This window comes from Micromonospora sp. CA-249363, from assembly GCF_050950185.1.
Taxonomy (GTDB): domain Bacteria; phylum Actinomycetota; class Actinomycetes; order Mycobacteriales; family Micromonosporaceae; genus Micromonospora.
This window is the reverse complement of sequence record NZ_CP192020.1, coordinates 3,408,305-3,433,555: the sequence shown is the minus strand read 5'-3', so window position 1 is coordinate 3,433,555 and position 25,251 is coordinate 3,408,305. Positions and strand designations below refer to the sequence as shown.

Below are 25,251 nucleotides of genomic sequence, written 5' to 3'. Positions count from 1 at the left end.
GGCAGCACTATTCACGTTCACACCATCCTGTCCGTATTGCGGTCATATCGTGACCTCTGGTGGTCGGCGGCACGTCCGGCCCCCCGCGCCCGAATGGGACGCGGTCACGGCACGTACGCAGGAAGGCAGGAACCCGGATGTCCATGTACCGACCAGGAGACCGCGAAGCTCGACCTCGACGGCGGTCCCGATGGTTCTTAGCCGGCGGACTCCTGGCGGGGAGCCTGGTGGTGGGCGCGGCCGGGGTGGCCGGCGTCGCCGCCGCCGCCGATCGTGACCTCTCCCTCGGAGTCCTGGGCAGGTTGACCGCCGCCGACCGCGACGACGACCGGCGCTCCGGCGACCGGTCCACCCCCGAGCGCGGCGGGGACGACGCCGAGCGGGGCCGGCCGCAGACGCCGGGCACCGGCAAGCGCGGCGTGGTCGAGGTGCCGTGCGACGCGGCGAAGCTGGTGGCGGCGTTGGTGACGGCCAACGCGGAGGGCGGCGCCGAGCTGCGGCTCGCGCCCCGGTGCCGGTACACGCTGACCGAGGCGTTCCACGAGACCGACCAGTACGACGGCGGTATCCGCGACGCCCGGGAGCAGGCCGACGCCGCGGAGACCCCGGGGGACGCCGACGCACCGCCGCACAACCCGGCCGACGACACGGCCGGTCTGCCGGTGATCTACCAGCCCATCACCATCGACGGCGCCGGCGCGACCATCGCCCGTGACGCCCAGGCCGAGGCGTTCCGCTTCTTCACCGTCCGCGACGGCGGCGAGCTGACCCTGCGCGACGTCGAGCTGCACAACGGCCGCTCGGCCATCGAGGGCGGCAGCGTGCACGTCGTGCACGGCGCGACGGCCGTGGTGGAACGGGTCACCGTCACCCAGAGCACGTCGCTGTCGCCCGAGGGCGGCGGCGGTGGGATCTTCAACGACGGCAACATGGTGGTCACCGACTCCACGTTCATCGGCAACAGCGCCTCCGGCGCCGCGGGCAAGGGCGGGGGCCTGCTCAACGGCGGAGTGCTGACGCTCAAGCGTTCGGAGTTCCACCACAACAGCGCCAACGGCTACGGCGGCGGGCTCGGCAACTACCGGGGCGCGGCCGACGTGGAGAGCACCAGCTTCGCGCAGAACAGCGCCGGGCAGGGCGGCGGCCTGGCCAGCTTCTCGGCCCGGACCAAGGTGTACGACACCGAGTTGCTGAACAACACCGCGCAGGTCGGCGGCGGCGCCGCCAACTCCGACGCGGTGCTGGTGATGCGCAAGATGACCATCCGCGGCAACACCTCCACCGTCAACGGCGGCGGCATCTCGACCGTCAAGGGGCTGCTGCCCCTGGATGACAGCGTGGTGGCCGGCAACACCACCCACGGCATCGGGGGCGGCATCTACACCGAGAAGTCCAACCTGCTCGTACGCGGCAGCGACGTCACCGGCAACGAGGCGGTGGGCGCGACGTCCAAGGGCGGCGGCATCTACGCCACCGCGGGCGCGGTGGCGCTCTACACGAGCAAGGTCACCCACAACGCGGCCACGGTGAAGCCGGGCGGCATCTTCGCCGAGCACGCCCAGGTCAAGATCGATGACGAGAGCGTGGTCGTCGAGAACGAGCCCACCAACTGCGAGGGCAGCGCCGTACCGATCGCACACTGCTTCCGCTGAGCTTCCGCCCATCCTGAGCCCAGCACGCCCGCCCGGCAGCCGTCCGGGCGGGCGTGCTCGCGTGCCTGACCAGCCGGTCCGGGTCTCGGCTCCACCACCGATGGCCGCGCTGGTTCAGCCGTTCGAGCCCAGCGCGCGCAGCCGGCCGGACAGGTCCGCGGCGAAGAAGTCGAGGAAGCCGTCGGGGTCCGGACCGGCGTTCTGCAACACGATGTGGTCGAATCCGGCGTCGACGTACGACCGGACCTTCGCCACGTGCGCCTCGGGGTCGGGGCCGACGGCGAACAGCGCACGGACGTGCTTCTCCTCGACGTGCGCGCTCGCCGCGTCGAAGTTCACCGGGTTGGGCAGCTCGCTCATCACCTTCCACCCGGTGACCAACCACCGGCTCGTCTGCAACACCGCCTGCACCGCCTGCTGCTCGTCGGTGGCCCAGGCGAGCGGCACCTCGGCGTAGCGGGGACCCGACCCGCCGGCGCGCCGGTAGTGCTCGACGATCGAGGCGTCCGCATCGGTGGCGAACAGTCCGTCGCCCAGTTCGGCGGCGAGCCGGGCGGACGCCTCTCCGCTGGCCGCGACGGCGATCACGGGTGGGGTGTCGGGCAGGTCGAAGACCTGGGCGTCCTCCAGGTGCAGGTGCCGTCCCTCGTACGACTGGTAGCCGCCCTGCCAGAGCAGGCGGATGATCTCCAGCGCCTCGCGCAGCCGTTCGTGCCGTCCCCGTACGCTCGGGAAGCCCTGTCCCACGACGTGTTCGTTGAGCCGTTCACCGGCTCCGACGCCGAGGGTGAACCGTCCGTCGGAGATCAGCCCCATGGTCGCCGCCGCCTGCGCGATGATCGCCGGGTGGTAGCGCACCGTCGGGCAGGTGACGCCGGTGGCGAGGCGCAGCGTGGTGGTTCGGGCCGCGATCGCGCCCAGGACGCTCCAGGTGAAGGACGAGTGGCCCTGCGCCTCCAGCCAGGGGTGGTAGTGGTCGCTCATCTCGACGAAGTCGAAACCGGCCTCCTCGGCCCGGACGGCCTGCCGGATGATCTCCTGTGGCCCGAAACCCTCCGAGGCCAGCTTGTAGCCGATCTGCATTGGCGCGCCCCCGACATCCGTTCCTCCGGCCCCTGACGCCACCCGGTTCCCGACCACCAGACCAACAAACGCCGCCCAACCCCCAACCCAGCCCCCTAGGACGCCCCACAGGAACCGACCCCCGTCACGCCCCACCCCGTGCCTCCCACCCGTCGATCATGAAGTTGTTGCCTCGACGCGCCGGCCGGGCGGGCAACAACTTCATGATCGACGGCAGCTGGAGGGTGGTGTCCTAGGACGCTCTAGAGGGTGTGCGGCCTCGGGTCGAGACGAAGTGGTAACTCATGACGGCGAACGCGGGGTCGCGTACCAGTCGGCGGAAGGCGGCGAGCTGCTGCGGTGACAGCCCCGCCGCCAGCAGGTCCGGCTCCAACTGGCGGGAGTTCGTCTCGTAGAGCGACGTGCCGGTCGACCCGCCGGCCCAGCTCTGCGAGTGGGTGACGGTGTCGACGTCGGTCAGGCCGGCGAGGGTCATCTCGGTGTGCACGTCCTGCGCCCACCCGAGGTCGGCGCCGTGGTCCTGGAGCACGCCCATCATGGTGTCCATCACCTGCGCGAACAGCTTCGCCGCGTCGTCGCTGGGCGCGGTCAGCACGCGTACCGGGGTGGTGCAGTCGAACTCCTCGACGACCAGCCAGCCGCCGGGGGCCAGCGCGCCGGCGAGCGTACGCAGGACCCGCCGGCGCTCGGGCAGGTGCAGCAGCACCAGGCGGGCGTGGACCAGGTCGAACGTGTCCCCGGGCGGAAGATCGGCGCGTACGTCGTGGCGGCGCACGCTCAGGTTGCCGTCGGCCACCAGGTGCGTGGGGTCGATGTCGGTGGCCAGCACGCTACCGTCCCCGCCGACCGCGCGGGCGATCCGCCGGGCCATCGAGCCGCCACCGGCCCCGACCTCCCAGCAGCTCGACCCGAGGCGCAGGACGGGGCGGGCCAGGCGGCGCATCGTGATCGGGTCCAGGAAGGACTCCAGCGCCCGCATCTGCGGTACCGCGTCCGGTGCGCCGTTGTCGAAGGTGTACGTGCCGTTGCTGGTCGGGGTCGCCATTCGTCTTCCGCCTCTCCGAGTGGGTGACTGCGGGGTGTCGGCCCCGAGCAGGGGACCTACGGGGTGTCGGCCCCGAGCGGGGGACCGGTTGACTACGGGGTGTCGGCCCAGAGCCGAGGGATCGCTCCGGTACCCGGGGGTGTGGTGGTGGCGGTGATGCCGACCATCGCCTCCAGGCGGCCCGGGTCCCTGCGCGCCTCGGCGGTCGGCCGGTCGTAGACCACCCGGCCGTACTCCAGCACCGCCACCCGGTCGGCCATCTCGATCGCGTGGCGGAGTTGCTGTTCGACGAGGAGCACGGTCAACCCGTTCGCGGCGAGGTGACCGACGAGGTCGCGGACCCGCGCGGCCAGGTCGGGCGCGAGCCCTTCGCAGGGTTCGTCGAGCAGCAGCACCCGTGGTTGGCCGAGCAGCGCGCGGGCGATGGCCAGCATCTGCTGCTCGCCGCCGGATAGTTCGCATCCGCGGTGTCGCAGCCGTACCCCCAGGCGTGGCAGCAGTTCGAGGATCCGGGCCACCGTCCAGCCCTCCCCGCCGGGTGTCGCGGCCCGCCAGGGCGCCGCCGCCAGCACGAGGTGCTCCGCCACCGTCAACCGGGAGAAGACCCGCCGGCCCTGCGGTACGAGGCCGACGCCGGACTGGGCGACCCGGTGCGGTTGCCGGCCGGCCACGTGGACGCCGCCGATCTCGACGCGGCCGCTGGAGGCGCGGACCAGCCCGGCGATGGCGTGGACGAGGGTGCTCTTGCCGGCGCCGTTGCGACCCACCACGGCCTGGATGGTGCCCGGCGGCACCCGCAGGTCGACGTCGTGCAGCACGGTGCCCCCGGCGTAGCCGGCGCAGAGCCGCTCCACGTACAGCATCAGGACACCCCGTCGGCGTAGGCCCGCCGCACCAGCGGCGAGGTACGGATCTCGTCCGGTGTGCCGGCGGCCACCGTCCGGCCGTCGCGCAGCACGGTGACGGTGTCGCAGAGGGCGTACACCAGGTCCAGGTGGTGTTCGACAAGCAGCACGGCGACCTGTCGGGGCAGGGCCGCCAGCAGCTCGGCGAGCCGGCCGACCTCGGTGGCGGACAGTCCGGCCGCCGGTTCGTCGAGCAGCAGCAGGCGGGGACGGCCGGCGAGGACCATCGCGATCTCCACCTGCCGGCGCTGCCCGTGTGCGAGCTGGCCGGCGGGTACCGTCGCGAGGTCGGACAGTCCGAGTTGGTCGAGCAGCGCGGTGGCTCGCTGTCGGGCGGCGTCCCGGGTTCCACCGGGCCACCAGCGGCGTGGCCGGATCGTCCGGGGCATCGCGGCGACCTCGATGTTCTCGCTGACGGTGAGGGTCGCGAAGACGGCGGGCCGCTGGTGTGTGCGGTCGATGCCGCGTCGGGCCCGTGCCGCCGGTCCGAGCCGGCTGACGTCGCTCCCGGCGAAACGCACCCTGCCGTGCTGCGGGCGTGTCGTCGCACCGAGCACGTTGAGCAGGGTCGTCTTGCCGGCTCCGTTGGGCCCGATCAGGGCGTGGCGCTGGCCGTCGTGCACGCACAGGTCGACGTCGGTGAGCGCGGCGAGCGAGCCGTACCGCACGGTGACGTTCTCGGCGCTGAGCAGGCAGGTCATACCCGCAGCTCCGGTGTCGTGTCGCGCGCGCGGGTGGGCGTCGCGACCGGATGGACGGTCGTGGGCGCGGCCTGCCGCGGCGCGGGCCGGCGGATTCGCGTGACGCCGGTGGGCAGGAGGTAGACCGTCGCCACGAACAGCACGCCCAGCACCAGCGGCGCGTGACCGGGCAGCACCCCGAACAACCAGTCGCGTACGGCGATGACGAGGACCGCGCCCACCAGTGCGCCGCCGACCGACACGGTGCCGCCGACGACAACGCCGAGCAGCAGCAGCGCGGACGTGTCGAAGCCGAAGTCGGCGGGGGAGATGTACTGCTGGGCGACGACGAGCAGGGAGCCGGCCGCGCCGGCGATCGCCCCGGCGGCGACGTGCGCGCCGGACAGGTACAGCGGCACCCGGTGCCCGCTGGCCCGCAGCCGCGCCTCGTCGTCGCGACCGGCCCGCAGCAGCAGCCCGCTCCTGGTCCGCACCAGCAGCAGGACCGCGCCGACGAGGGCCGCCACGACGATGAGGGTGTAGACGTACCGGGCCCGGTCCGAGGCCAGCACCGGCAGTCCCCACAGCGGACGGACCGGGGTGATCCCGGCCAGGCCGTCCGTGCCGCCGGTCACCGATCGCCAGCGTCCGAGGACGGTCACGACGAGCTCGCCGATCGCCAGGGTGATCATCAGGACGATGACGCCCCGGGCCGGCACCACCAGCGGCAGCGTCACCGCCGCGAGGGTCGCCCCGGCCAGCGCGGCCACGGCGACCTGCACCACGCCGACGTCGGAGATCTGGCTGCCCAGCACCGCGCTGGCGTACGCGCCGGCGGCGTACGGCGCGGTCTGGCCCAGCGTGGGCTGGCCGGCGACACCGGTGAGCAGTGCCACGCTCACCCCGACCAGGCCCAACGCCAGCGTCCGGGCGAGGATCGCCGCGGTGTAGTCGTCGACCACCCATGGGGCCGCGACCAGGCCGGCGAGGACGAGCGCGGCGACGGCGACGCGTACCCGGCGGAGCACCCGCTCCCTCACGTCGCCGCCCACCGCAGGGCCAGGCCGCGCGCTCGCACGGCGAGCACGGCGGCCATGGCGGCGAACAGCAGGAACGGGGCGGCGGACGGCAGCAGCGCCACGCCCAGGGTCTGGATCTCGCCCACCGCGAGGGCCGCGAGCAGGGTGCCCGTCATGGACCCGAGCCCGCCGAGGACGACGACGACGAGCGACAGCAGCAGCACCGTGTCGGCGGTGTCCGCGCCGGGACCGATGATGGGCGCGCCGAGAACCCCGGCCGCGCCGGCCAGCGCGCCGCCGGCGGCGAGCACCCCGGCGCGGATCCGCGCCGGGCTCACGCCCAGGCAGGCGACCATCTCCGGGTCGTCCACGGCCGCGCGGACCAGCATCCCGGCCCGGGTCCGCCGCACCACGAGGTAGAGACCGGCGGCGAGCGCCGCCGCCACGACGATGAAGACCAGCCGGTACGCGGCATAGCGGTGCCCGGCGACCGCCACCGACCCGTCGAGGGCGGCCGGGACCCGTACCTGCGGGTCGTCGGGGCCGAAACCGGCGACGAGGAGGCTGCCGCCGGCGAGCGCCACCCCGAAGGTCAGCAGGGCCTGGGTGAGGTGGTTGCCGGTGGCGACCGGCGTGAGCAGCGCGGCGAGCACCACACCGGCCGCGGCGGCGGCCAGCACACCGACCCCGAGGGCCAGCGCCAGACTCGCCCAGCCGCCGTCGAGCACCGCTGCGGCGGTGTAGCCGCCGATGGCGTAGAGCATGCCGTGTGCCAGGTTGAGGATGTTGGCGACGCCGAAGCAGAAGACCAGGCCCGCCGCGGCGACGAACACGAGCAGCCCGTAGGCGACACCGTCCAACGCCGGGATGAGGTACGGGTCGATCCGGTTCGTGCCGGCCGCCACGGTGCTCACCGGCCGATGGTCGCGAGGTCGCCCACGACGGTGTTGGACAGCGCCCGGCCGTCCTGGCGGACCTGACGCAGGTACCACTTCTGCACCGGCGAGTGCGTGACCGAGGAGAACTGCCAGGCGCCGCGCGGGCTGGCGATCTGCCCGAGCTTGCCGATCTGCTCGTTGATGGCCTCGGGTGTCGGGTCGTTGCCGGCGGCCCCGATGGCGCGGTCGAGCACCGCCGCCGCGTCGTACGACGCCAGGGCGTACGTCGTCGGCGACCCGTCGTGCTTGGCCTTCCACGCCGCGACGAAGTTGCGGTTCTCGGCGTTGTCGAGGTCGGGGGAGTAGTTGAGCACGGAGTAGATGTCCCGGGCCGCCTCGCCCTGGGCGTTGAGCACGCCGCCCTCGGTGAGGAATCCGGCCGCGTACAGCGGGATGTCCTTGATCTCGGACTGCGCGTACTGCTTGACGAAGTCGACGGCGGCGCTGCCGGCGTAGAAGGTGTAGACCGCCTGCGCGCCGGAGGCCTTGATCCGGGCGAAGTACGGCGTGAAGTTGGTGGTGGCGGGGAACGGAGTGAAGGTGGTCTTGCCGTCGGGGTTGGCGAGCGTCCCGCCGGCCTTGGCGAAGGCCTCGGTGAAGCCGCGCAGCTCGTCCCAGCCGCCCTGGTAGTCCGGGCCGATGGCGTACACCGAGCCCTTGACGTTGTCCTTGACGTGCTGGGCGATCGCGGCGCCCGGCTCGTCGGAGAGGTACGAGGTGTGCCACACCCGGGAGACGTCCTTGATCTCCGGCCGGCCGTTGGAGCCGACGAGCGGGACCTTGGTCTCCTGTAGCAGGGGGTAGACGCCGGCGACCGAGCCGCCACCGACGATGCCGGTGAGCGCGGCGACGCGGTCCTGCTTGAGGAGCTTGGTCGCCGCCGGCACGGCGGTCGCGGCGCCGTTGCCCTCGTCGGCGACGACGAGGTCGACCTGCCGGCCGCCGAGCTTGCCGTCGTGGGTGTCCAGGTACAGCTCGAAGCCGTCGCGGATCTCCTTGCCGACGGACTGGTACGTCCCGGACAGCGACGCGAGGAGGCCGATCTTGATGGAACCGCCGCCGGTCGTGCCCGGTTCGTCGTCGGCGCAGGCCGTGCTCACGGCGAGCACGAGCGCGAGCAGCGTGGCGCCAACGGCACGGCTACGCGCAGGGGTATTGCGGGACATGTCGTCTCCAGGGGAAGAAGGAGGGGGTCGGTCGGTGGATCAGCGGGTGCGGGCGAGCGCCGCTCGGGCGGCGGGGGTCAGCGCGTCGCCGATCCGGTTCGCCAGCTCCGTCATCTCGTAGGACACCTTGCCCACGTCGCAGTCGGGCGCGGCGAGCACGAGCAGCGACGCCCCGTCGTTGAAGGCCATCGAGAACATGAAGCCGCCCTCGAGCTGGGTGACGTTGGAGATCACCGCCCCGGCGTCGAAGAAGGCCGCCGCGCCCCGCAGGAGGCTGACCAGGCCGCTGCCGGTCGCGGCGAGCTGGTCCGCCCGGTCCGGCGGCAGGTCGCGGGTGGCGGCCACCATCAGGCCGTCGCTGGAGATGGCGATCGCATGGCTGACCTCGGTCGCGCGCTCGGCGAAGCTGTCCAGCAGCCAGCCGAGGTCCTGGTGGTCGGTCACGTGCTCTCCCTGTCGGTCACGAGTTGCCGAGGTTGATCGGGGTACGCCGGCGGGCCGCCACTCCGCGCGCGTACGCGGCCATCGCGGTGGCGACCTGGGCCGGGTCGCGGTACTCGGAGCGTTGCTGCGGAGCGGGCGGGGTGACGCCGCCGGGCACCAGGTGTCGCTGCGGTTGTCGTTTGGGCAGGCCGGTGGTGGTGGTCGTGGCCACCTCGGGCGTCTGCGCCTGGGCGGCGGTACGCCACGCGTCGTCGGCCGGGCTGGACCACTGGCGGCCGTTCGGGGCGTCCACGACGTCGGTGTGGAACCAGTGGTTGACCTCTTCGAAGATGAGCAGCTCCTCGGTCGGCGCGTCACCGGTGTCCACCCGGGACGTCGGATGGAACACGGGCGCCGCCGGCAGCGTCCGTGGGGCGGGGGCGCGCCCGGCGGTCGGTTCCCCGCCCGGCCGGTACGGGGGCGGGGCGGTGGACGTGCGGGCGGCCCGCCGGGACAGTCGGCCGGGTGCGAGCAGGTACTCCTCCGGCGGCAGTGATCGGATCATGGCGGCGGGCAGCGTCGCCTCGGCGAGGGTGCCGCGTCGGGGACCACGGCGCAGTTGGACGCTCGCGCCGAGGCGGGCGGCGAGCTGGCCCACGACGACCAGGCCCATGGCTCGGACGGCGGCGACGTCGATGGCGGGTGGCCGGGCCAGCAGCTCGTTGAGTTGCTGCAACCGGTGCGGGGGCAGGCCCACGCCCTCGTCGCTGATCTGGACGATGACCCGGTCGCCGAGGCTGCGGCCGCTCACCCAGGTCTCGCTGCCCGGCGGTGAGTAGGCCGTCGCGTTGTCCATGAGTTCGGCGAGCAGGTGCACGACCTCGTCGACGGACTTGGCGGCCACCGCGACGTCGCCGTCGACCATGCCGAGCCGGATCCGCGCGTAGTGCTCGATCTGGGACTGGGCGGCCTGGAGCACCTGTTGCAGGGGGACGTCGTGTTGGCGTACCCGGCCGACGCCGACGCCGCCCAGCACGAGGAGGCTGGCGTTGATCCGGCCCATCCGGGTGGCCAGGTTGTCCAGGGCGTAGAGCTGGTGCAGGCGGTCGGGGTCGGTCTCGTCCCGTTCGACCCGGTCGACCTGTGCGAGCACGGCGTCGACGAGCCGCTGTTCGCGTCGACTGAGGTGGATGAAGATGTCGGCGGTGTTGGCGCGCATGACGGCCTGCTCGGCGGCGGTCCGCACGGCGGCCTGGTGCACCGCGCTGAACGCCTGTCCGAGTTCGCCGATCTCGTCGTCGCTGGACGCCTCCAGGGCTGCCGTGGACTGTTGGCGGGCCAGTTCGTCGGGGTCGACACTGGAGCTGTCGGGGCGTTGCAGCCGGGCCACCACGGCGGGGAGCTGTTCGAACGCGACGGCGTTGGCCGCGTCGCGCAGGCGGCGCAGCCGGCGGGTGATCTGCCGGGCGACGGCCCAGGTGACCAGGGCGGTCAGCACCAGCGCCAGCAGTACGCCGACGGCCTCGGCGACGGCCCGGCGGCGCTGATCGGCGTACGCGGCCCGCACGTCGTCGAGCACCGCCACGTCGACGCGGCCCCGAAGGTCGGCCAGGCGGGCGGCGCGCTGCTGCGTCGTGGTGACCCAGTCGGCGGTCGCGAGGCGCAGCGGCGACCCCGGTTGGGCGCGGTTCACCTCGTCCTGCATCCGTTGCAGGGCGAGCGCCTCCTTGCCGGTGCCGGCCTGCTCCCACCACTGGCCCCACTCGGCCGGGGCGAGGGCCAGGAACGACAGGCTGGACTCGGTGTAGCTGGTGCGGGCGGCGGTGATGTCCTGCTGGGTGGCGGGGGTCAGCTCACCGGCCGCGACGGCCCGCAGGACGGCGACCTGCTGCTGGCCGATCGCCTCGGCGGTCTTCGACAGCGCGGCCGAGGCGCGGATGCCGTCGGCGAGCCGCGCGTTGACGACGCCGTGCGAGACGTTGTCCCGGAAGGTGATGAGGTCGGCGATGGCGATGCGGTAGCTGAACGTCATCGCGGACACCGAGGCGTGTTCCGCCGTCCGGACCTGGGTGCGCAGCGGGGCCAGGCCGTCGAGCGCGGTGTCGACGCGGCGCAGGAGCGCGGCGTTGGCGTCGGTGGGCACCCGGTCGCGCTGGCGGCGGTAGCGCGCGACGGAGGCGTCGGTGGCGGCCATCTCCGCGCCGAAGGCGTCCTGCTGCTCGGCGGCGGCGTTGGTGAGCAGGTCGGCGGCGGCGACCCGTTCGCGTTGCAGCCGGTACGCCAGGTCACCGGCCTCGGCGCCGAGGCGCGCCAGCACCTCCAGGTCGCTGGCGCGGGTCGTCTGGCGGGCGCTCTCGGTCAGCGCCAGGCCGGCGAACCCGATGACGGCGACCAGTGGCGCCGCCACGATGAGACGCATACGGCCGGCGATCTTCCAGCCGCGCTGGCGGGTCGGGTAGGGTCGGGCCGCGTGGGACCTCGTGCTCGACGCCAAGATTGACTCCCACGACTCGTCGATGACGGTCTATACGCACCTTGCCGAATGCAAGTCCCATTCCGCCGGAACCCGCGCTCGGAGGCCAGACCTCGCGGTGGTACAAACTGGCCGTACCAGCATCTGTACCCAGAGTCAGCGACCGGTGTCGCGGCGCCTCCGGTCGCGGCGGGACGCGCTCAGCGCTGGTCGTCGAGGCGCTCGGGCCCGCGCCGTGGTCCGGCGTCGTCCGCCTCGGGTTGGCTGCTGAGCACCTGGCCGATCAACTCGCGCAGTTCGTCGATGGCGTCCACCACGGCGCCCGGGTCGCGCGCGTCGCGACGACCGCGTTGGCGCGGCACGGGTGGGTCGAGGCGAGCACGGTCCGACGATCGTGGGCCCCGTCGTCCGTCCGCCGCCAACTGCTCGGCGGCGACCTGCGGCCACAGCGACGCCAGTCGGCCCCCGGTGTCGAGCACGTCGTCGCAGCGGACCGCGAACTCCTGGCTGCCGAAGCGGCGGCCCGACTCCACCGCCGCGACCGTCTCCCGGCTGAAGCGCACCAGGTCCGCCAGGGCCCGCTGGGTCAGGCCCCGCCGTACCCGGCAGGCGCGCAGCTCCCACCGGAACTGTTGGCTGGCCGCGGAGTACGCGGCGCTCGGCGGGGGCGTGTGCTCCATGCGCTCACCTTCGTGGCGCCCGCGAATCAGCGGCGGGCATCAGATCTAGATTGACCGATGGGCCGGACATTCATAGGGGGCAATTCTTAACCCTTGACACGATGGGTGTGAAGACGTGCGCGATGAATTGTCGCGCAATGCGCGAGAGATCCACGCCGCCGACTGCTCCTACGGTGCCGACAGCGTCCTGCCGATAGGACCCGGTGGGGCGTCGGGCCGCCGCGCCGGTCGACGCCGCCGTGGCCCGCCTCGTCACGCGGCCTGTGCCGTGGCCGGGGTCGCCTCCGGAACGTCGGCGGGCATGCGAACGTCGATTGTCGCGACAAGAGAGTGGTGCGCCCGGAACGACACATTGGGCGCGAACGAACGGCGATGGTCGGAGGAGAGGCTCAGGCCGGGAATGGCCGCGGCGAGGCGCGTCAGAGCGACGTCGGCCTCCAGCCGCGCCAATGCCGCGCCGATGCAGAAATGCGGTCCGTGCCCGAACGACAGGTGATCGCCGGCGTCGGTGCGGTGCGGATCGAACCGGTCCGGTCGGTCGAACACCGAAGGGTCCCGGTTGGCCGCCCCGATCATCAGCAGGCAGCGCGCGCCCGCCGGAATGGTGACCTCGCCCAGGGTGACGTCCCGCCGGGTCACCCGCAGCCAGCCGTCGATGGCGGGCGCGAACCGGAGGGTCTCGGTCACGAAGTCGGGCACGGATCGCGGGTCGTCGACGAGCGCCCGCCACCGTCGCGGGCTGGACAGGGCCGCGTCGAGCGCGTGGGCGAGCAGCCCGGCGGTCGTCTCGTGCCCGGCCACCAGGAGGTTGAAGGCGAGGCTCGCCACCTCCGGCACCGTCAGCACGTCGTCGTCATCGTCGCGGTAGGCCAGGGCGCGGCTGATGAAGTCGGTGCCGTCGGCCCCGCTGTCGAGTCGCTGCCGCACCAGGTCCTGGCAGTAGCGCCAGAAGTCCAGCAGGCCCTGGGCCAGACGTACCTGCTCGTCCGGGTCCGGTTGCCCCCAGACGAGGGCCACCTGGCCGTCCGCCCACCGCCGGATCTCCTCGACGTCGCCGTCGGGAACCCCGAGGATGTCCAGGATGACCAGCAGCGGGAGCTCGGTGGTGAACGCGCTGACGAGATCGACCCGCCGGCCCTGCTGGGCGACGAGCCGGGACACCAGGTCGTCGACGCGTCGGCGGACGATCTCGCCGTACTCGGCCTCGGCCCGGTCGGCGGTGTTGGCGAAGGTCGCTCGCAGGGCGCGGCGGGTGCGAGGGTGTACCGGCGGGTCGGCGGCGGCCGTGGTCGGCGGCGCGTCGATCTGCGTGACGATGCTCATCGCCCGCGGGCAGACCTGGTAGACCGGAACGAGGGTGAGGGCGTTGCCGAACGTCGTGGCGTCGGCGAGGGCACGCCGGACGTCCGCGTGTCGACTGATCAACCACAGGCCCAGGTCCTCGGCGTACAGCGCCCGGCCGGGATCGTCGAGAATGCGTCGCCAGGTGGCGGCCGGATCGCTGAGATAGGCCCCTGAGTACGGATTCAACTGCATCGAATGCCTCCTGACACACCGCACGAAATCAGCGGCGCTCGCATTCCGTCCGTCCTGCGAGGCGGGCCGACAATGGTGGGATCCGCCGCCTGCTCCTCACGGTGCGCTGCTCCGATGCGTAAGTCAAGATTGGTGTTTATCTATTTAGCGGTGCTGTCATTTGTCGAATGCAGGACCGTATCGGCGCTGGCCGGCTGCACCTTGCAGGCCGGTGGTTGCCCCGAGCTGTCGTACCCGCGCTTTCCATTTCGGGGCAACGATCGCCCCGGCCGCGGGTGACGCCACCGCGCCCGCCGTCGGCCGGGGCACGGCCGGCGGCGGGCGCGGATGGACGGATCAGGAGTACGGAAGGCGGAGCACCGACTGGTTGCCGATGCCCAGGGTGGTGGGGTTGTTGCCGATGGCCGACCACACCTCCACCCGGACGGTGCCGTTGCTCAACGTGCCCAACGTCCCGGTGGCCGAGGCCAGGCCGGCGCTCTGGGTGTAGTGCTCGTAGCCGGCGACCGGGTCGGTGGCGAAGTAGCGCCAGGTCTCCGTCCGGTCCCAGCTGCCGTTGCCGGTGAGGTCGTAGGAGACCCGCACCTGTGTGCCGTTGCCGACGGCCGTTCCCGCGTCCAGGAACAGGTCGAATGCGGTCTGCGCCCCGGAGTAGGTGAGGTTGAGGCCGGTCGCCGTGAAGACCTGGGCGTTCGTCGGCGTACCGTCGTGGTTTCCGTTGGCGGCCGCGACCGTGGTCGTGGTCGCGCTGCCGGCGTTGCCCAGCCCGCCACCGGCGAGCAGGTACCGCGTCGGCGAGCCCGAGCTGGGCGGCGGCGTGGTCGGCGGCGCCGTCGTGGGCGGTGCCGTCGTCGGTGGCGCGGTCGTGGGCGGCGCGCTGGTCGGCGGTACGCCGCCCGAGGCGTTGCCACCACTCCAGGTGTACGCCCCGGTGGTGGCCGTCCGTCCGGCCCCGACGGTGAGCCGCGTGCCGTTGGAGAACGTGACGGTGATGGGGTTCGCGGTCGGGTTCGATGCCACGTAGGTGCGTGCGCCGTTGCGGGAGAACACCGCGCTGAGCGGGTGGTTGGCGCTCACCGAGGTGTCGACGGTGCCGAGTGCCGCGAGGTTACGGATCCAGTGGAAGGTGTGCGCCCGACTCTCGCCCTCCTCCGGGGTGTAGCCCGGGTTGGCGCGCAGGTTGGCCAGAGCCGCGTCGGGGTCGCCGAGGGCCTGGAACTGCCAGAGGATGTCCTGCCACACCGTCGGCGGCCCGCCGTTGTTGCGGACCAGTTCGGCGTAGTTCGTGCGGACGTACGCCGGGTTGGCGCCCAGGTAGAGGTGGCCACCCGTGACCGGCAGCAGGTTGATGCCCTGGATCATCTCCGGCTCGCCGCTGAACCAGGTGGCGTACGCCCCACCGTCGCCCCAGACCATGCCGACGGTGGAGTGCCCGAACGCGGCGGGGAAGTTCTGGTCGCTGACGTCGAACCAGTACTCCTGGATCGCGGCGGCCTGCGTCGTGTAGAGGAAGATGCCGGCGTCCCGGACGGCGCTGTCGCCGGTGACCTGTCCCCACTGGATGAGGGCGTTGGCGAAGTTCATTCCCTCCGAGGACGACTCCTGGTTGTTGCCGGAGCCGAACGAGCCGTGCCCGGACGCCCAGTCGTGCCCCGCGTAGATGTCGAAGTCCCGCAGGTACGGGAAGCGGGTGTCGTCGCGGCGGTAGTTGTTGGCGTCGCGGATCAGCAGGTCCACCATGCCGCCGTAGCGGCTGCTGGCGGCCCACGACGGGTCGAACTTGGCAAGCGTCGCGGCGGCGGCGATGTAGTAGCCGTAGTGGAAGTGGTGGTCGTTGAGCTCCTGGTCGGAGCCGTACGACGCCGGGTAGCCGATCAGGGTGCCCCAGTTGGCGTCGTAGTAGAAGACCCTGCTGGTCTTGCCCGTGGAGGCGGTGAACCAGTCGGTGAGCGTGGAGCGGATCGCGTTCAGCGCGCTGTCGCGGGTGGTGGTGTCGTTGACCAGGTCGGCGATCTCGGCGATCCGGGCGGCCCGGCCGAGCCCCTTGCCGGTCCAGTACGTGTCGTTGCCGCGCTGGTCCATGGGGTTGCTCCGGGCCGCGGCCAGGTGACCGGTCAGCGTGGACAGGTCCGAGCCACTGCCGTCGCCGACGGCCGGCAACTCCGGCAGCACGCCCTGGAACGTCATGGCGGTACGGAACTGGCTGATCCCGGTGAGGACCTTCATCCGGCCCCGCGCCGACGGGTAGGTCGGCGTGATCGGGGTCGAGCCGGACAGGGACTTCCACTGGTGCGGGTAGAGGCTCACCACGGTCTGCGTGGCGCTGCCCTCGCGGGCGGTGGTGGTGAACGCGTACGTCGTGCTCAGGCCGTTGGTCGACGGGTCGTAGGAGTAGGAGACCCGGGTGCCGGTGACGTGGGCGTGCGCGTACCGGCCGTAGGTGGTGGCCAGATCGGCACGCTCGCCGGCGCTGCTCGTCGGTGGCAGCAGGGCCACCGAGAAGTAGCCGCGACCGGCCAGGGTGGACGAGATTCGGCCACCGCTGACGGTCCAGCTCGCGCCGCTCGGCGCGTACGCCGCGTAGTCGTGGCCGTTGACCCGGAAGCCGATGGTGGTCCCGCTGTTGGACCACACCTCGGGGGTGCCGGACGTGCCGATCACGGCGTCCCCGCCGCTGGCCTGGAAGTAGGCGAACGGCAGGCCGTGGCCGATGGTGGCGCGCAGGGTACGGGTCCCGTCGCTCCAGTACGGGCTGACCGTCCAGTCGGTCCAGCCGTCCACCTTGACCTGTCCGGCGGCGAGCCCGGCCACGCCGACGCGGATGTCCTGCACGTACGGGTAGTGGTACTCGCCGACGCCGGTCGCGGTGCCGCTGATGGCGGGAGTGGAGTTGGCCGAGAAGCCGAGCCCGTCGGTGAACGTGTCGTACGAGGTGGGGTGGGCGTGCAGGGGCTCGCTGAAGGCGCAGTCGGTGCGCTTCCAGAGCAGGGAGGACCACCAGTCGTTGGTGGGCACCGCTCCGGCGGGCGCGTTGGCGGTGGCGAACTGCCGGGGGTTGCTGGACATCTGTCCGCAGCCGGTGGGGAGAGCGCCGACGGGGGTGGTGGTGTAGCTGCCGGCGCCGACGGGGGCGGCCTCGGCGGCACGGGTGACGGGGATCGTGAGGCCACCGACGACCAGGGCCAGGGCGGTGGCGGCTGCCAGCGCCCATCGGCGGTGGGGGACGGGAGGTTTCATGGTGCCTCCATCGCGCGTCCGGGCGCGGATCGTGCCGCCCCGGCGCCATGCGTCTGAATTGTGGAAAACGTCGATCGAGAGAGCGCTCTCTCAGTCGGCACGGTAATCGACCGTCGAGATCCCCGTCAATGTGTCCGTTCGGTTGCGTGCGGATGTCGCGAACTGATCGCCCTAGCCCTCCGCAGCGCCGACTCCGTCCAGCTCGGCGTGCAGCGTCTCGGGCGCGCGCATCCGCCAGGCGTCCGTCACCAGCTCGGCGAGCCGGTCGACGTCGACCGCCGCCAGACGCAGCAGCACCAGCGGCAGGCCGTCGTACCCGGGCGTGGTGAAGAAGATCTCGGGTTCGCCGAGCAGCAGGGCCTGCTTCTCGGCCTCGTCCCCGACGAACAGCACCGCGATGTCGAGGCGGATCACCCGTGGCCTGCCCGGTGTGCGCTCCGGATAGGACCAGACGAAGCCCTTGTCGGCCACCCGGAAGTCGAAGCCCTCGCTGTCGATCTCGACCGTGTGGGGCAGGGCCAGGGCCAGGCGGCGGACGTCGTCGGCGTCAGCCACCGAGACCCCGCACGTCGCGCGCCATCCGCATGAGCCGAGAGTACGCACCGGCACCGACAAGGCTCAGCCGGACAGGTCGACGCCTGCGGCGCCCACGACCACCCGGTCGGCCTCGCGCTGGACGTAGCCGATCACCGCGGCCTGGCCCGGGTCGAGGTCCGGTGGCACGGCCAGCTCCACCTGCCCCCGCTCACCGTCCAGGGGTGTCGAGGCGAAGGCGCGTACCACGTTGTCCTGCCGCAGCGTCCGGCCGGCGTTCTCGCCACGGGCGATCGCGCTGTCCAGCCCGCGCTGCACGATCGCCATGTTCACCACCGCGCGCTCCGGCGGCCGCTCGACCCGGTAGTCCAGGACCATTGGCGTGCCGCCTCCACCGAGCTGCGTGACCGACACCGTCAGAGGCGCGGCGGCGGCCGACGTCAGGGCCGACGCGATCGCGCTCGCCGCCTGGCCACGGTCGGAGCCGACGAACTCCACGCTGCCGTTGACGATCATCTGCGGCGTGTAGAGACGTCCGGAGCCGAAGGCGCGGGCGTACGCCTCCTGCCGCGCGGTGTGTGCCGCGTCCGCGAACTGGTCGGGCCAGCCCAGGTCGTCCCAGTAGTCGACGTGGAAACCGAGGGCGAAGACGGGCTCCCCGCGCGTACGGGCGTCGCGCTCGATCTCGGTCAGCAGCTCCTCGGCCGGCGGGCAGCTGTTGCAACCCTGGGAGGTGAACAACTCCACGACGGCGACGCCGCCGCCCGCCGCCGACCGTGGCTGCGTCGATGGGTTCGTCATGACACTGCGGTTCCCGTTACCGCACCGACAACGCCTGGTCGGCGCGCCCCTTGTAGCACAAATCAGCCGTTCAGGGCGGCAGTGCCACTTACGGGCAATCAGCCTCTAAGCCGGATCTTCCTCCGATAGCTTGCCAATAAGAGAAAAACTCTCATTCTTCACGAGATGCGGCTAAGGAGTCAGTGATGAAGCGCAGCGTAGCGCTAGCGGCGGCCCTCCTGGTGGGTCTGACCAGCGCCGGAACACTCCCCGGTGCTGCCTTCGCCGACGGCGGCGGACCCGCCGGCGGCCACGACGAGCGCGGCGGCGGACACCACCGCGGCAGCGAGGGCGCGGTCTTCGTCCAGACCAACAAGGCCGAGGGCAACACCATCAAGGTGTACGACCGGGACGAGGACGGTCAGCTCAGCAAGGCGGGGGAGTACGAGACCGGCGGCCTCGGCGGCTTCACGATCGGCGCGCCCGTCGACGCGTTGGCGTCGCAGGGTTCGTTGACGTACCACCGTGGGCTGCTGTTCGCCGTGAACGCCGGCAGCAACACCGTGACCGTCTTCGACGTCGACGGCACCCGGCTGCACAAGCGGCAGGTGATCTGGTCCGGCGGCCTGCTCCCGGTCAGCGTCACGGTCCGCGACAACCTCGTCTACGTGCTCAACGCCGGTGGCGAAGGCTCGGTGCAGGGCTTCGAGCTGCACAAGGGGCGCCTGTCGCCGATCCACGGCGCCAACCGCTCGCTCGGTCTGCACAACGGCAACCCGCCCGCGTTCATGACCGCCCCGGCACAGATCAAGATCGACCCGGACCGCGAGTTCGTCCTGGTGTCGGCGAAGGCGGCCAACGTCATGTTCAGCTACGAGATCGGTCGCCACGGCGAACTGTCCCGCCACCCGGTCATCAGTGACGCCGGGTCCGCGCCGTTCGGCTTCACCTTCGACACCGAGGACTCGGTGCTGGTCACCGAGTCGGGCAGCAACGAGGTCAGCCGGTTCGACCTCGACGAGGACGGCGCCCTCGACCAGGTCGGGCCCTCGGTGCCGAACGGCCAGCAGGCGCCCTGCTGGATCCAGCGCGTCGGCGACTACTTCTACGTCGCGAACGCCGGCAACTCCACGATCAGCGCCTACCGGGTGGACGACGACGGCAAGCTGGAACTCGTCCACGCTGTCGCCGTCGACACCGGCGGAGGGGCGATCGACATGACCACCAGCGACGGTTTCCTGTACGTCCAGAACGCCGCCGCCGGCAACGTGCAGGGCTACGAGGTGAACGACGACGGTTCGCTCCGTCTCGTCACCACCGTCGAAGGCCTGCCGAAGTTCGCCGACGGCATCGGCATGGAGGGCATCGCCGCCTCCTGACGATCGACCGCCGCTGGTCCCGGTCGCTCCCGGCCGGGACCAGCGCACGCCGCCCCCGGTACATGACAAACGTGTGACAAATCAGCCCGTGGGCCGATCACCGGTTTCGGCGGGGCCGGCCGTGGGGCAACCAGACGTCGCTGACGACAACACATTCGGAAGGGACGGCCCCCGTGGAAATCCAGGGCTTCTTCACCGCGATCATCATCGGCCTGGTCATCGGCGCCCTCGGGCGTCTGGTGGTTCCCGGCAAGCAGAACATCTCGATCGTGCTCACCCTCGCGATCGGCGTGCTCGCCGCGATCCTCGGCACCCTCGTCGCCGGTGCCCTCGGCGTCGACGACACCGCCGGCATCGACTGGATCGAGCTGCTCCTGCAGGTCGTGTTCGCCGCGATCGGTGTGGCCGGCGCCGCCGCCGTGCTGGGCCGCCGGCGTCCCTGACGCCCCGCTCCCCGGGGGCCCGCCGGCCCCCACGCGCCCGTGGCGACGACTGGTCGCCACGGGCGCTGTGCTTGGATGATCCGGTGCAGTTCACCGTGACAGACGTGCCCGCCCGGGAGCGGTTCGAGGCGCGCGACGAGACGGGCGCGGTCGCCGGCATCGTCACCTACCAGCTGACCGGCGCCATCATCGCTTACACCCACACCGAGGTCGATCCGGCCTACGAGGGTCGGGGCGTCGGCTCGACCCTGGCGCGTGCCGTCATGGACGACGCGCGCGCCAAGGGCCGCAGCGTGGTGCCGATCTGCCCGTTCCTCGCCGAGTGGCTGGTGAAGCACCCCGAGTACGAGAACATCGTCGTACGGTCCACCCGCAAGGTGAAGTAGTCCCGCGCTCAGTGCCAGTCGCTGATCGCGACGTCGTCCGGCGCGGGCCTGCCGCGCCCGGTCTCCACCAGCTCCTTGAGGCTCATCAGGAACGTCGCCCACTTGGTGCTGCAGTGGTGCATGAACTCGCCCGGCTCCCGCCAGCCCTCGTGGGCGAACAGGACGATCGTGTGGTCTCCCCGCTGGTCGAGCCGCCAGTCCACCTCGGTGCCGACCCATTCCTCGGGCCCCTCGGTGACCCGCCAGCGGACGTGGCCACCGGGGTCCAGCTCAAGGACCTGCATGTCGAAGCCACCGACGTCGCCGAAGCGGAAGGCCAACTGCCCGCCGACCTCGCTGGTGCCGACCGTGTCGGTCGTCCACCAGCCGGCGAGTCCCTCCGGGGTGGCTACCGCGCGGTAGACGTCGTCGAGCGGTGCGACCACGCCGACCCGGTGCAAAATGTCGACCATCTCATTCTCCCTGGTTGTCGGTGCGGTGACGTTCGATCGTCTCGGCGATCCGCTTGATCCGGCGCAGGCGAGCGTCCCAGGTCGCCCCGACGGCGGTCAGTTGGGCGACCGCGCGGGCCAGTTGCGCCTCGTCGACCTGGTAGTGCCGCTCCCGGCCGGCCGGCGCGGAGTGGATCAGGCCCACCCGGTCCAGGACGGCCAGGTGCTTCGAGACGGCCTGGCGGGTGACGGGAAGTCGCTCGCTCAGTGACGTGGCGGTGCCGGGCCCGCCGGCGAGCAGCAGGTCGATCATGCTGCGCCGGATGGGATCTCCGATCGCCGACCACAGGGCGTCGTCGACTGCGGTGCTCATGACGTGGCGACCAGCCGGGTGACGTACGCGCCGAGGTTCGGGACGTAGTGGTTCCACCCGCTGACGTGGTCCTGGTACTGCTTCTCGAGCAGCGCCACCTCCCAGCCCATCTCGCGGAACCCGGTCTCCGTCATGCGGATGCGGGTTCCCGCGCCGACCGGGACGAGGTCGAAGGTGACCAGCAGCGACTGCCCCGTGCGGTCGGGCTCGGTGAAGCACCACCGGAAGGAGAACCGCTTCGGCGGGTCCACGTCGACGACGGCCAGGTCGACGGTCGTCGTCGCGCCCGTCTCGGCGTCGCGCCACACCAGCTCGCCGGGAGCGCCCGCGACCGGTTCGAACCGGGCGTCGTCGGGCCACCACTCGCGCACGTGCTCGGGCTGGCTGATGACCTCGAAGACCACCTCGGGCGAGGCGTTGACGTCGATGTCGCGTTCGATGACTCCGTACTCCATGCGTACCACCCTTTCGCAACCTTTGGTTGCGTCACGGTACAACGGCCCGGCGGCGGTGTGCAACCTTCAGTTGCGCGTTGCGCGGCCGGCACGAGGCGTGCGGTGACGGGTACGGTCCAGGTTGGCCGGCCTGTCCGGCCCGCGCCGTCGTCCGCCCACGTCCACCCCGGAGACCTGAACGATGACTGCCTCCACCCTCCGTGCCCTGCACCACGACCGCCCGGTCGGCGACCCGCTCGTCCTGCCGAACGCCTGGGACGCGGGCAGCGCCCGGGTCCTCGCCGACGCGGGCTACGACGCGCTCGCCACCCCCAGCGCCGGAGTCGCGGCCTCCCTCGGGTACGAGGACGGCTCGACCCCGCCCGCCGAGATGTTCGCCGCGGTGGCGCGGATCGTGCGGGCCGTGGCCGTACCGGTGTCCGCCGACGTCGAGGACGGCTACGGGCTGGCCCCCGCCGAGCTGGTCGAACGGCTGCTGGAGGCCGGCGCTGCCGGCTGCAACCTGGAGGACTCCGAGGGGCACGCCACCCTCAAGGACCCACAGCGGCACGCGGACTGGCTGGCCGAGGTGCGCGCGGCGGCCGGTGACGCGCTCGTCATCAACGCGCGCGTCGACACGTTCCTGTTCGGTACGGGCGACCCGGCCGACGCGATCGCCCGCGCGAGGCTCTACGTGGCGGCGGGCGTGGACTGCGTGTACCCGTTGCGGGCCCCCGTCGAGGTGCTTCCGGCGCTGCGGGAGGGCATCACCGGCCCCATCAACATGGCCGCCGCACCGAATCGGGAGTCGGTGGCCGAGCTGGCCCGCCACGGCGCCACCCGCATCACCTTCGGCCCGGGCCTGCAGCGGTACGCGATGGCCGCGATCGGCGACCTGGCGGCGAACCTGCGGGCCTAGGTGTCACCCCGACTCGGGGCGCTCGCGGTCGGCCGTCGTCGCGCGGCGGCCTCGGGGTCTCCGGCGTCGACGCGGGCGGCCAGGGCGTCCACGAGTCGGCGGGCGGACCCGGCCAGGTTCCACCGGCCGGCCAGGTCGAGCAGCCGCTCCGGGTCGGCGGGGACCGTCGGCAACGCGGTGGGCAGCTCCGGCAGAGCCACGTCCAGGGCCACCCGGACCACCGTCGGCGCGACGGCCAGGTAGTCGCGGGCGCCCGCCAGCTTGGTGCGCAGGCCCGGCGCGAACGACGAGTCGGAGTCGTCCAGCGCGGCCAGGATGCCGTCGATGCTGCCGTACCGCTCGATCAGCCGTGCGGCGGTCTTCTCGCCGACGCCCGGCACCCCGGGCAGTCCGTCGCTGGGGTCGCCGCGCAGGGCGGCGAAGTCGGCGTACCGGTCGGCCGGCACGCCGTAGCGGGCGCGCACCGCCGCGTCGTCGCAGTCATCGAGCTTGGCCACGCCGCGCCCGACGTAGAGCAGGCGTACGTCCCGGGGGTCGTCGACGAGTTGGAACAGGTCCCGGTCGCCGGAGACGACCTCGACCGGGCCCGGCTGGGTCACCGACAGGGTGCCGAGCACGTCGTCGGCCTCGTAGCCGTTCGCGCCCACGGCGGTGATGCCGACCGCGTCGAGGACCTCCAGGATCATCGGTACCTGGGGGGAGAGCGTGTCGGGGACGACCTCGCCGCCCTGCGGGGCGACCCGGTGCGCCTTGTACGACGGCAGCAGCTCGACCCGCCACGCCGGCCGCCAGTCGTAGTCCAGGGCGCACACCATCCGGTCGGCGCCGCGACCCCGGATGAGCGTGGCGAGCATGTCGAGGAAGCCGCGTACCGCGTTGACGGGCGTGCCGTCCTCGGCGCGCGCGGCGGACTCCGGGATGCCGAAGTAGGCCCGGAAGTAGAGGCTGGGTGCGTCGATCAGCAGGATCGGGGATCGGTGTGCCACGCCCGACAGCCTGGCACAGCCCACCGACGATCAGCGGCACGCCCGGCCGCCCGGGCGACGTCAGCGCCGCTCGTCGTGCCGGTAGACGGTGTCGCGGCGGGCGAGGTGCTGCACGACGTAGCTGGTCACCAGCAGCAGGATCGCGACCACCACCTCGACCCAGGCGGCGACCCCGTCGGCCACCGTCAGCCCGATCACGAGCAGGACCAGGCCGACGAGGGCGAGGACTCCGGCCCACAGTTGCCGACGGCGACGGGTCGCCGCCCGGTTCGCGTCGTTCGCTGCCACGTCGGCCCTCCCGGTCGGGGCTGCCCCTGCCGGCATCCCATCCCAGGCTATGGCCCCCGCCCCGGTCCTACCCGGGAAACCAGCGTGCGAGCCGGCCCGGGCCCGCCGGGTGGCCGACGGTCTGTTGTCGGACGCGCTCACCGACCGGTGGTGACGACCGGACGCGGGCTCTCGTCGCGGTCATGGTCGGTGAGGTCGTGCAGGTGCCGGACCGGGGAGAGCAGCAGCACCAGGGGCGCACCGATCAGGGTCGCCGCGAAGACGAGCAGGGTGGCGCGCGCGCCGAGCGGGCCGGCCAGCGCGCCCGCGACCAGCCCGCCGACCGGGATGGCGCCCCAGGAGACGAACCGCACGGTCGCCATCACCCGGGACAGGAGCTCGGGCGGGCTGGCGATCTGCCGGTACGTCCGCGTGATCACGCTGAGCACGACCGTGCCGAGGGAGAAGACGATGCTGCCGGCGGCGAAGGCGACGTACGCGGGCCATCCGGTGCCGCCGGGGATCAGGAACGCTCCGACGACCGTCGTGAATCCGGCGGCGACCAGCGCGCGGGCGCTGCCGAGCCGCGTGGTGATCCGGGTGGTCAGGGCAGCGCCGGCCAGCGCGCCGACGCCCTCGACGGCGAGCAGGACGCCGACCAGGCCGGCCGGCGCGTGCAGGTCGCGGACCAGGTAGAGCGGGTGTAGCGCGAACTGCGCGCCACAGACGAAGTTCATCGCCGTCGCGGCCCACATGCACGGGCCGATGACCGGGTGGTACGCGGCGTAGCGCCAGCCCTCGCGGATCAGCTCACCGACCGGCGGCCAGTGTTCCGGCGCGTCGACTCGGCGCGCGGGCAGGGTACGCAGGAGGGCCGCGGAGACGAGGTAGCTGGCCGAGTCGACGAGCAGGGTGGGCACCGCGCCGAGCGCCTGCACGGCGAGCCCGCCGAGGGACGGGCCGCTGAGCAGGGTCGCGGCGTGGGTGGCCGAGGTGAGGCTGTTGCGCGACTGCAACTGCTCGCGTTCGACGATGCTGGGCAGGAAGGTCGAGTTGGCCACGTCGAACAGCACGTTGGCGAAGCTGACGACGAGCGCGGTGACCACCAGGTGGGTCACGGTGAGCTGCCCCCACCACCAGGCCAGTGGGATCGACGCGACGGCGAGAGCCCGGGCCACGTCCGCACCGACCTGGGCGCCGCGCAGCGGTAGGCGCTGCACGATGACGCCGGCGGGTAGGCCGATCACGATCCAGGCGACGTAGCTGGCCGCAGCGATCAGTCCCATCTGCCAGGCGGAGGCGTCCAGGACGACCAGCGCGGTGAGCGGCAGCGCCACCGCGCCGACCGCCGACCCGACCAGGCTGGTCGTGCCGGCGGTCCACCAGCGCCAGAACACCCCGGCCCGTTCGTCGACGTGCATGTCGTCGGCCCCCGTTCGTCGCGCCGAGATGTGCCCGGTGTCGGTGCGTTCCATTATGGAA

General features: G+C 72.4%; 24 protein-coding genes and 1 pseudogene. 5 read left to right on the top strand and 20 right to left on the bottom strand.

From position 1 onward, the window contains the following. Nucleotides 1–137: 137 nt before the first annotated feature. Complete coding sequence (locus tag ACQPZK_RS15905) at nucleotides 138–1,652, top strand: hypothetical protein (RefSeq protein ID WP_433539031.1); 1,515 nt, start codon at nucleotides 138–140, stop codon at nucleotides 1,650–1,652. A gap of 114 nt (nucleotides 1,653–1,766) precedes the next feature. Here ACQPZK_RS15905 and ACQPZK_RS15900 read toward each other — a convergent pair whose 3' ends face one another. From ACQPZK_RS15900 to ACQPZK_RS15835, 14 genes are all read right to left on the bottom strand, one after another. Next, a complete protein-coding gene (locus ACQPZK_RS15900; RefSeq protein ID WP_433539030.1) occupies nucleotides 1,767–2,735 on the bottom strand; it encodes a TIGR03557 family F420-dependent LLM class oxidoreductase in 969 nt (322 codons plus the stop codon). Between the two features lie 232 nt (nucleotides 2,736–2,967). Beyond that, entirely contained in the window at nucleotides 2,968–3,780 is an 813-nt protein-coding gene (locus ACQPZK_RS15895) for a class I SAM-dependent methyltransferase (protein ID WP_433539029.1), read from the bottom strand. Nucleotides 3,781–3,872: 92 nt separating this feature from the next. After that, nucleotides 3,873–4,643, bottom strand: a complete 771-nt coding sequence (locus tag ACQPZK_RS15890) for an ABC transporter ATP-binding protein (RefSeq protein WP_433539028.1) — start codon at nucleotides 4,641–4,643, stop codon at nucleotides 3,873–3,875. Next, nucleotides 4,643–5,386, bottom strand: a complete 744-nt coding sequence (locus ACQPZK_RS15885; RefSeq protein ID WP_433539027.1) for an ABC transporter ATP-binding protein — start codon at nucleotides 5,384–5,386, stop codon at nucleotides 4,643–4,645. Before ACQPZK_RS15885 ends, ACQPZK_RS15890 begins: the two co-directional genes overlap by 1 nt. After that, nucleotides 5,383–6,405 (bottom strand): branched-chain amino acid ABC transporter permease, encoded by a 1,023-nt coding sequence (locus ACQPZK_RS15880; protein ID WP_433539026.1) that lies wholly within the window; start codon nucleotides 6,403–6,405, stop codon nucleotides 5,383–5,385. The genes ACQPZK_RS15885 and ACQPZK_RS15880 overlap by 4 nt, the downstream gene beginning before the upstream one ends. Continuing rightward, complete coding sequence (locus tag ACQPZK_RS15875) at nucleotides 6,402–7,298, bottom strand: branched-chain amino acid ABC transporter permease (RefSeq protein WP_433539025.1); 897 nt, start codon at nucleotides 7,296–7,298, stop codon at nucleotides 6,402–6,404. The genes ACQPZK_RS15880 and ACQPZK_RS15875 overlap by 4 nt, the downstream gene beginning before the upstream one ends. Next, complete coding sequence (locus tag ACQPZK_RS15870; RefSeq protein ID WP_433539024.1) at nucleotides 7,295–8,488, bottom strand: ABC transporter substrate-binding protein; 1,194 nt, start codon at nucleotides 8,486–8,488, stop codon at nucleotides 7,295–7,297. The genes ACQPZK_RS15875 and ACQPZK_RS15870 overlap by 4 nt, the downstream gene beginning before the upstream one ends. Nucleotides 8,489–8,527: 39 nt before the next feature. Continuing rightward, nucleotides 8,528–8,932 carry a roadblock/LC7 domain-containing protein gene (locus tag ACQPZK_RS15865; RefSeq protein ID WP_433539023.1) on the bottom strand — a complete coding sequence of 135 codons (405 nt, stop codon included), beginning with the start codon at nucleotides 8,930–8,932 and terminating at the stop codon, nucleotides 8,528–8,530. Nucleotides 8,933–8,948: 16 nt separating this feature from the next. After that, nucleotides 8,949–11,330 carry a nitrate- and nitrite sensing domain-containing protein gene (locus tag ACQPZK_RS15860; RefSeq protein ID WP_433539022.1) on the bottom strand — a complete coding sequence of 794 codons (2,382 nt, stop codon included), beginning with the start codon at nucleotides 11,328–11,330 and terminating at the stop codon, nucleotides 8,949–8,951. Nucleotides 11,331–11,584: 254 nt separating this feature from the next. Then, on the bottom strand, nucleotides 11,585–12,064 hold the full coding sequence (locus tag ACQPZK_RS15855) for a helix-turn-helix transcriptional regulator (protein ID WP_433539021.1): 480 nt from the start codon (nucleotides 12,062–12,064) through the stop codon (nucleotides 11,585–11,587). Between the two features lie 252 nt (nucleotides 12,065–12,316). Continuing rightward, nucleotides 12,317–13,600: a cytochrome P450 gene (locus ACQPZK_RS15850; RefSeq protein ID WP_433539020.1), complete on the bottom strand. Its 1,284-nt coding sequence runs from the start codon at nucleotides 13,598–13,600 to the stop codon at nucleotides 12,317–12,319. A 336-nt stretch (nucleotides 13,601–13,936) separates the two neighbouring features. Next, nucleotides 13,937–16,837, bottom strand: a complete 2,901-nt coding sequence (locus ACQPZK_RS15845; protein WP_433539019.1) for a glycosyl hydrolase — start codon at nucleotides 16,835–16,837, stop codon at nucleotides 13,937–13,939. 171 nt (nucleotides 16,838–17,008) lie between these two features. Continuing rightward, on the bottom strand, nucleotides 17,009–17,392 hold the full coding sequence (locus ACQPZK_RS15840; protein ID WP_433539018.1) for an MmcQ/YjbR family DNA-binding protein: 384 nt from the start codon (nucleotides 17,390–17,392) through the stop codon (nucleotides 17,009–17,011). Between the two features lie 63 nt (nucleotides 17,393–17,455). Next, nucleotides 17,456–18,172 (bottom strand): DUF1223 domain-containing protein, encoded by a 717-nt coding sequence (locus ACQPZK_RS15835; RefSeq protein ID WP_433539017.1) that lies wholly within the window; start codon nucleotides 18,170–18,172, stop codon nucleotides 17,456–17,458. Between the two features lie 185 nt (nucleotides 18,173–18,357). Here ACQPZK_RS15835 and ACQPZK_RS15830 point away from each other — a divergent pair, with 185 nt between their 5' ends. From ACQPZK_RS15830 to ACQPZK_RS15820, 3 genes are all read left to right on the top strand, one after another. Beyond that, nucleotides 18,358–19,530, top strand: a complete 1,173-nt coding sequence (locus ACQPZK_RS15830; protein WP_433539016.1) for a lactonase family protein — start codon at nucleotides 18,358–18,360, stop codon at nucleotides 19,528–19,530. Nucleotides 19,531–19,703: 173 nt separating this feature from the next. Further along, the gene (locus tag ACQPZK_RS15825; protein ID WP_355051144.1) at nucleotides 19,704–19,973 is read left to right on the top strand and encodes a GlsB/YeaQ/YmgE family stress response membrane protein; all 270 of its coding nucleotides are present in this window, start codon (nucleotides 19,704–19,706) and stop codon (nucleotides 19,971–19,973) included. A gap of 95 nt (nucleotides 19,974–20,068) precedes the next feature. Next, nucleotides 20,069–20,359: a GNAT family N-acetyltransferase gene (locus tag ACQPZK_RS15820; protein ID WP_433539015.1), complete on the top strand. Its 291-nt coding sequence runs from the start codon at nucleotides 20,069–20,071 to the stop codon at nucleotides 20,357–20,359. An 8-nt stretch (nucleotides 20,360–20,367) separates the two neighbouring features. Here ACQPZK_RS15820 and ACQPZK_RS15815 read toward each other — a convergent pair whose 3' ends face one another. From ACQPZK_RS15815 to ACQPZK_RS15805, 3 genes are read right to left on the bottom strand one after another with little or no spacing between them, the layout of a single operon-like run. Continuing rightward, nucleotides 20,368–20,811 carry an SRPBCC family protein gene (locus ACQPZK_RS15815; RefSeq protein WP_433539014.1) on the bottom strand — a complete coding sequence of 148 codons (444 nt, stop codon included), beginning with the start codon at nucleotides 20,809–20,811 and terminating at the stop codon, nucleotides 20,368–20,370. Nucleotide 20,812: 1 nt separating this feature from the next. Continuing rightward, nucleotides 20,813–21,163, bottom strand: coding sequence for an ArsR/SmtB family transcription factor (locus ACQPZK_RS15810; RefSeq protein WP_405432896.1), 351 nt, complete (start codon nucleotides 21,161–21,163; stop codon nucleotides 20,813–20,815). Then, nucleotides 21,160–21,618, bottom strand: a complete 459-nt coding sequence (locus ACQPZK_RS15805) for an SRPBCC domain-containing protein (protein ID WP_433539013.1) — start codon at nucleotides 21,616–21,618, stop codon at nucleotides 21,160–21,162. Before ACQPZK_RS15805 ends, ACQPZK_RS15810 begins: the two co-directional genes overlap by 4 nt. A 181-nt stretch (nucleotides 21,619–21,799) precedes the next feature. Here ACQPZK_RS15805 and ACQPZK_RS15800 point away from each other — a divergent pair, with 181 nt between their 5' ends. After that, nucleotides 21,800–22,516, top strand: coding sequence for an isocitrate lyase/PEP mutase family protein (locus ACQPZK_RS15800; protein ID WP_433539012.1), 717 nt, complete (start codon nucleotides 21,800–21,802; stop codon nucleotides 22,514–22,516). A gap of 65 nt (nucleotides 22,517–22,581) precedes the next feature. On the opposite strand, the pseudogene ACQPZK_RS15795 reads toward ACQPZK_RS15800, so the two are convergent. The 3 genes and pseudogenes from ACQPZK_RS15795 to ACQPZK_RS15785 all read right to left on the bottom strand — a co-directional run. Next, nucleotides 22,582–23,502 (bottom strand): annotated as a pseudogene (locus ACQPZK_RS15795) (5'-3' exonuclease); the annotation flags it as partial. A 60-nt stretch (nucleotides 23,503–23,562) separates the two neighbouring features. Then, nucleotides 23,563–23,790 carry a hypothetical protein gene (locus ACQPZK_RS15790; protein WP_425729588.1) on the bottom strand — a complete coding sequence of 76 codons (228 nt, stop codon included), beginning with the start codon at nucleotides 23,788–23,790 and terminating at the stop codon, nucleotides 23,563–23,565. A gap of 137 nt (nucleotides 23,791–23,927) precedes the next feature. Continuing rightward, complete coding sequence (locus ACQPZK_RS15785) at nucleotides 23,928–25,190, bottom strand: MFS transporter (RefSeq protein WP_433539230.1); 1,263 nt, start codon at nucleotides 25,188–25,190, stop codon at nucleotides 23,928–23,930. Nucleotides 25,191–25,251 lie beyond the last annotated feature (61 nt).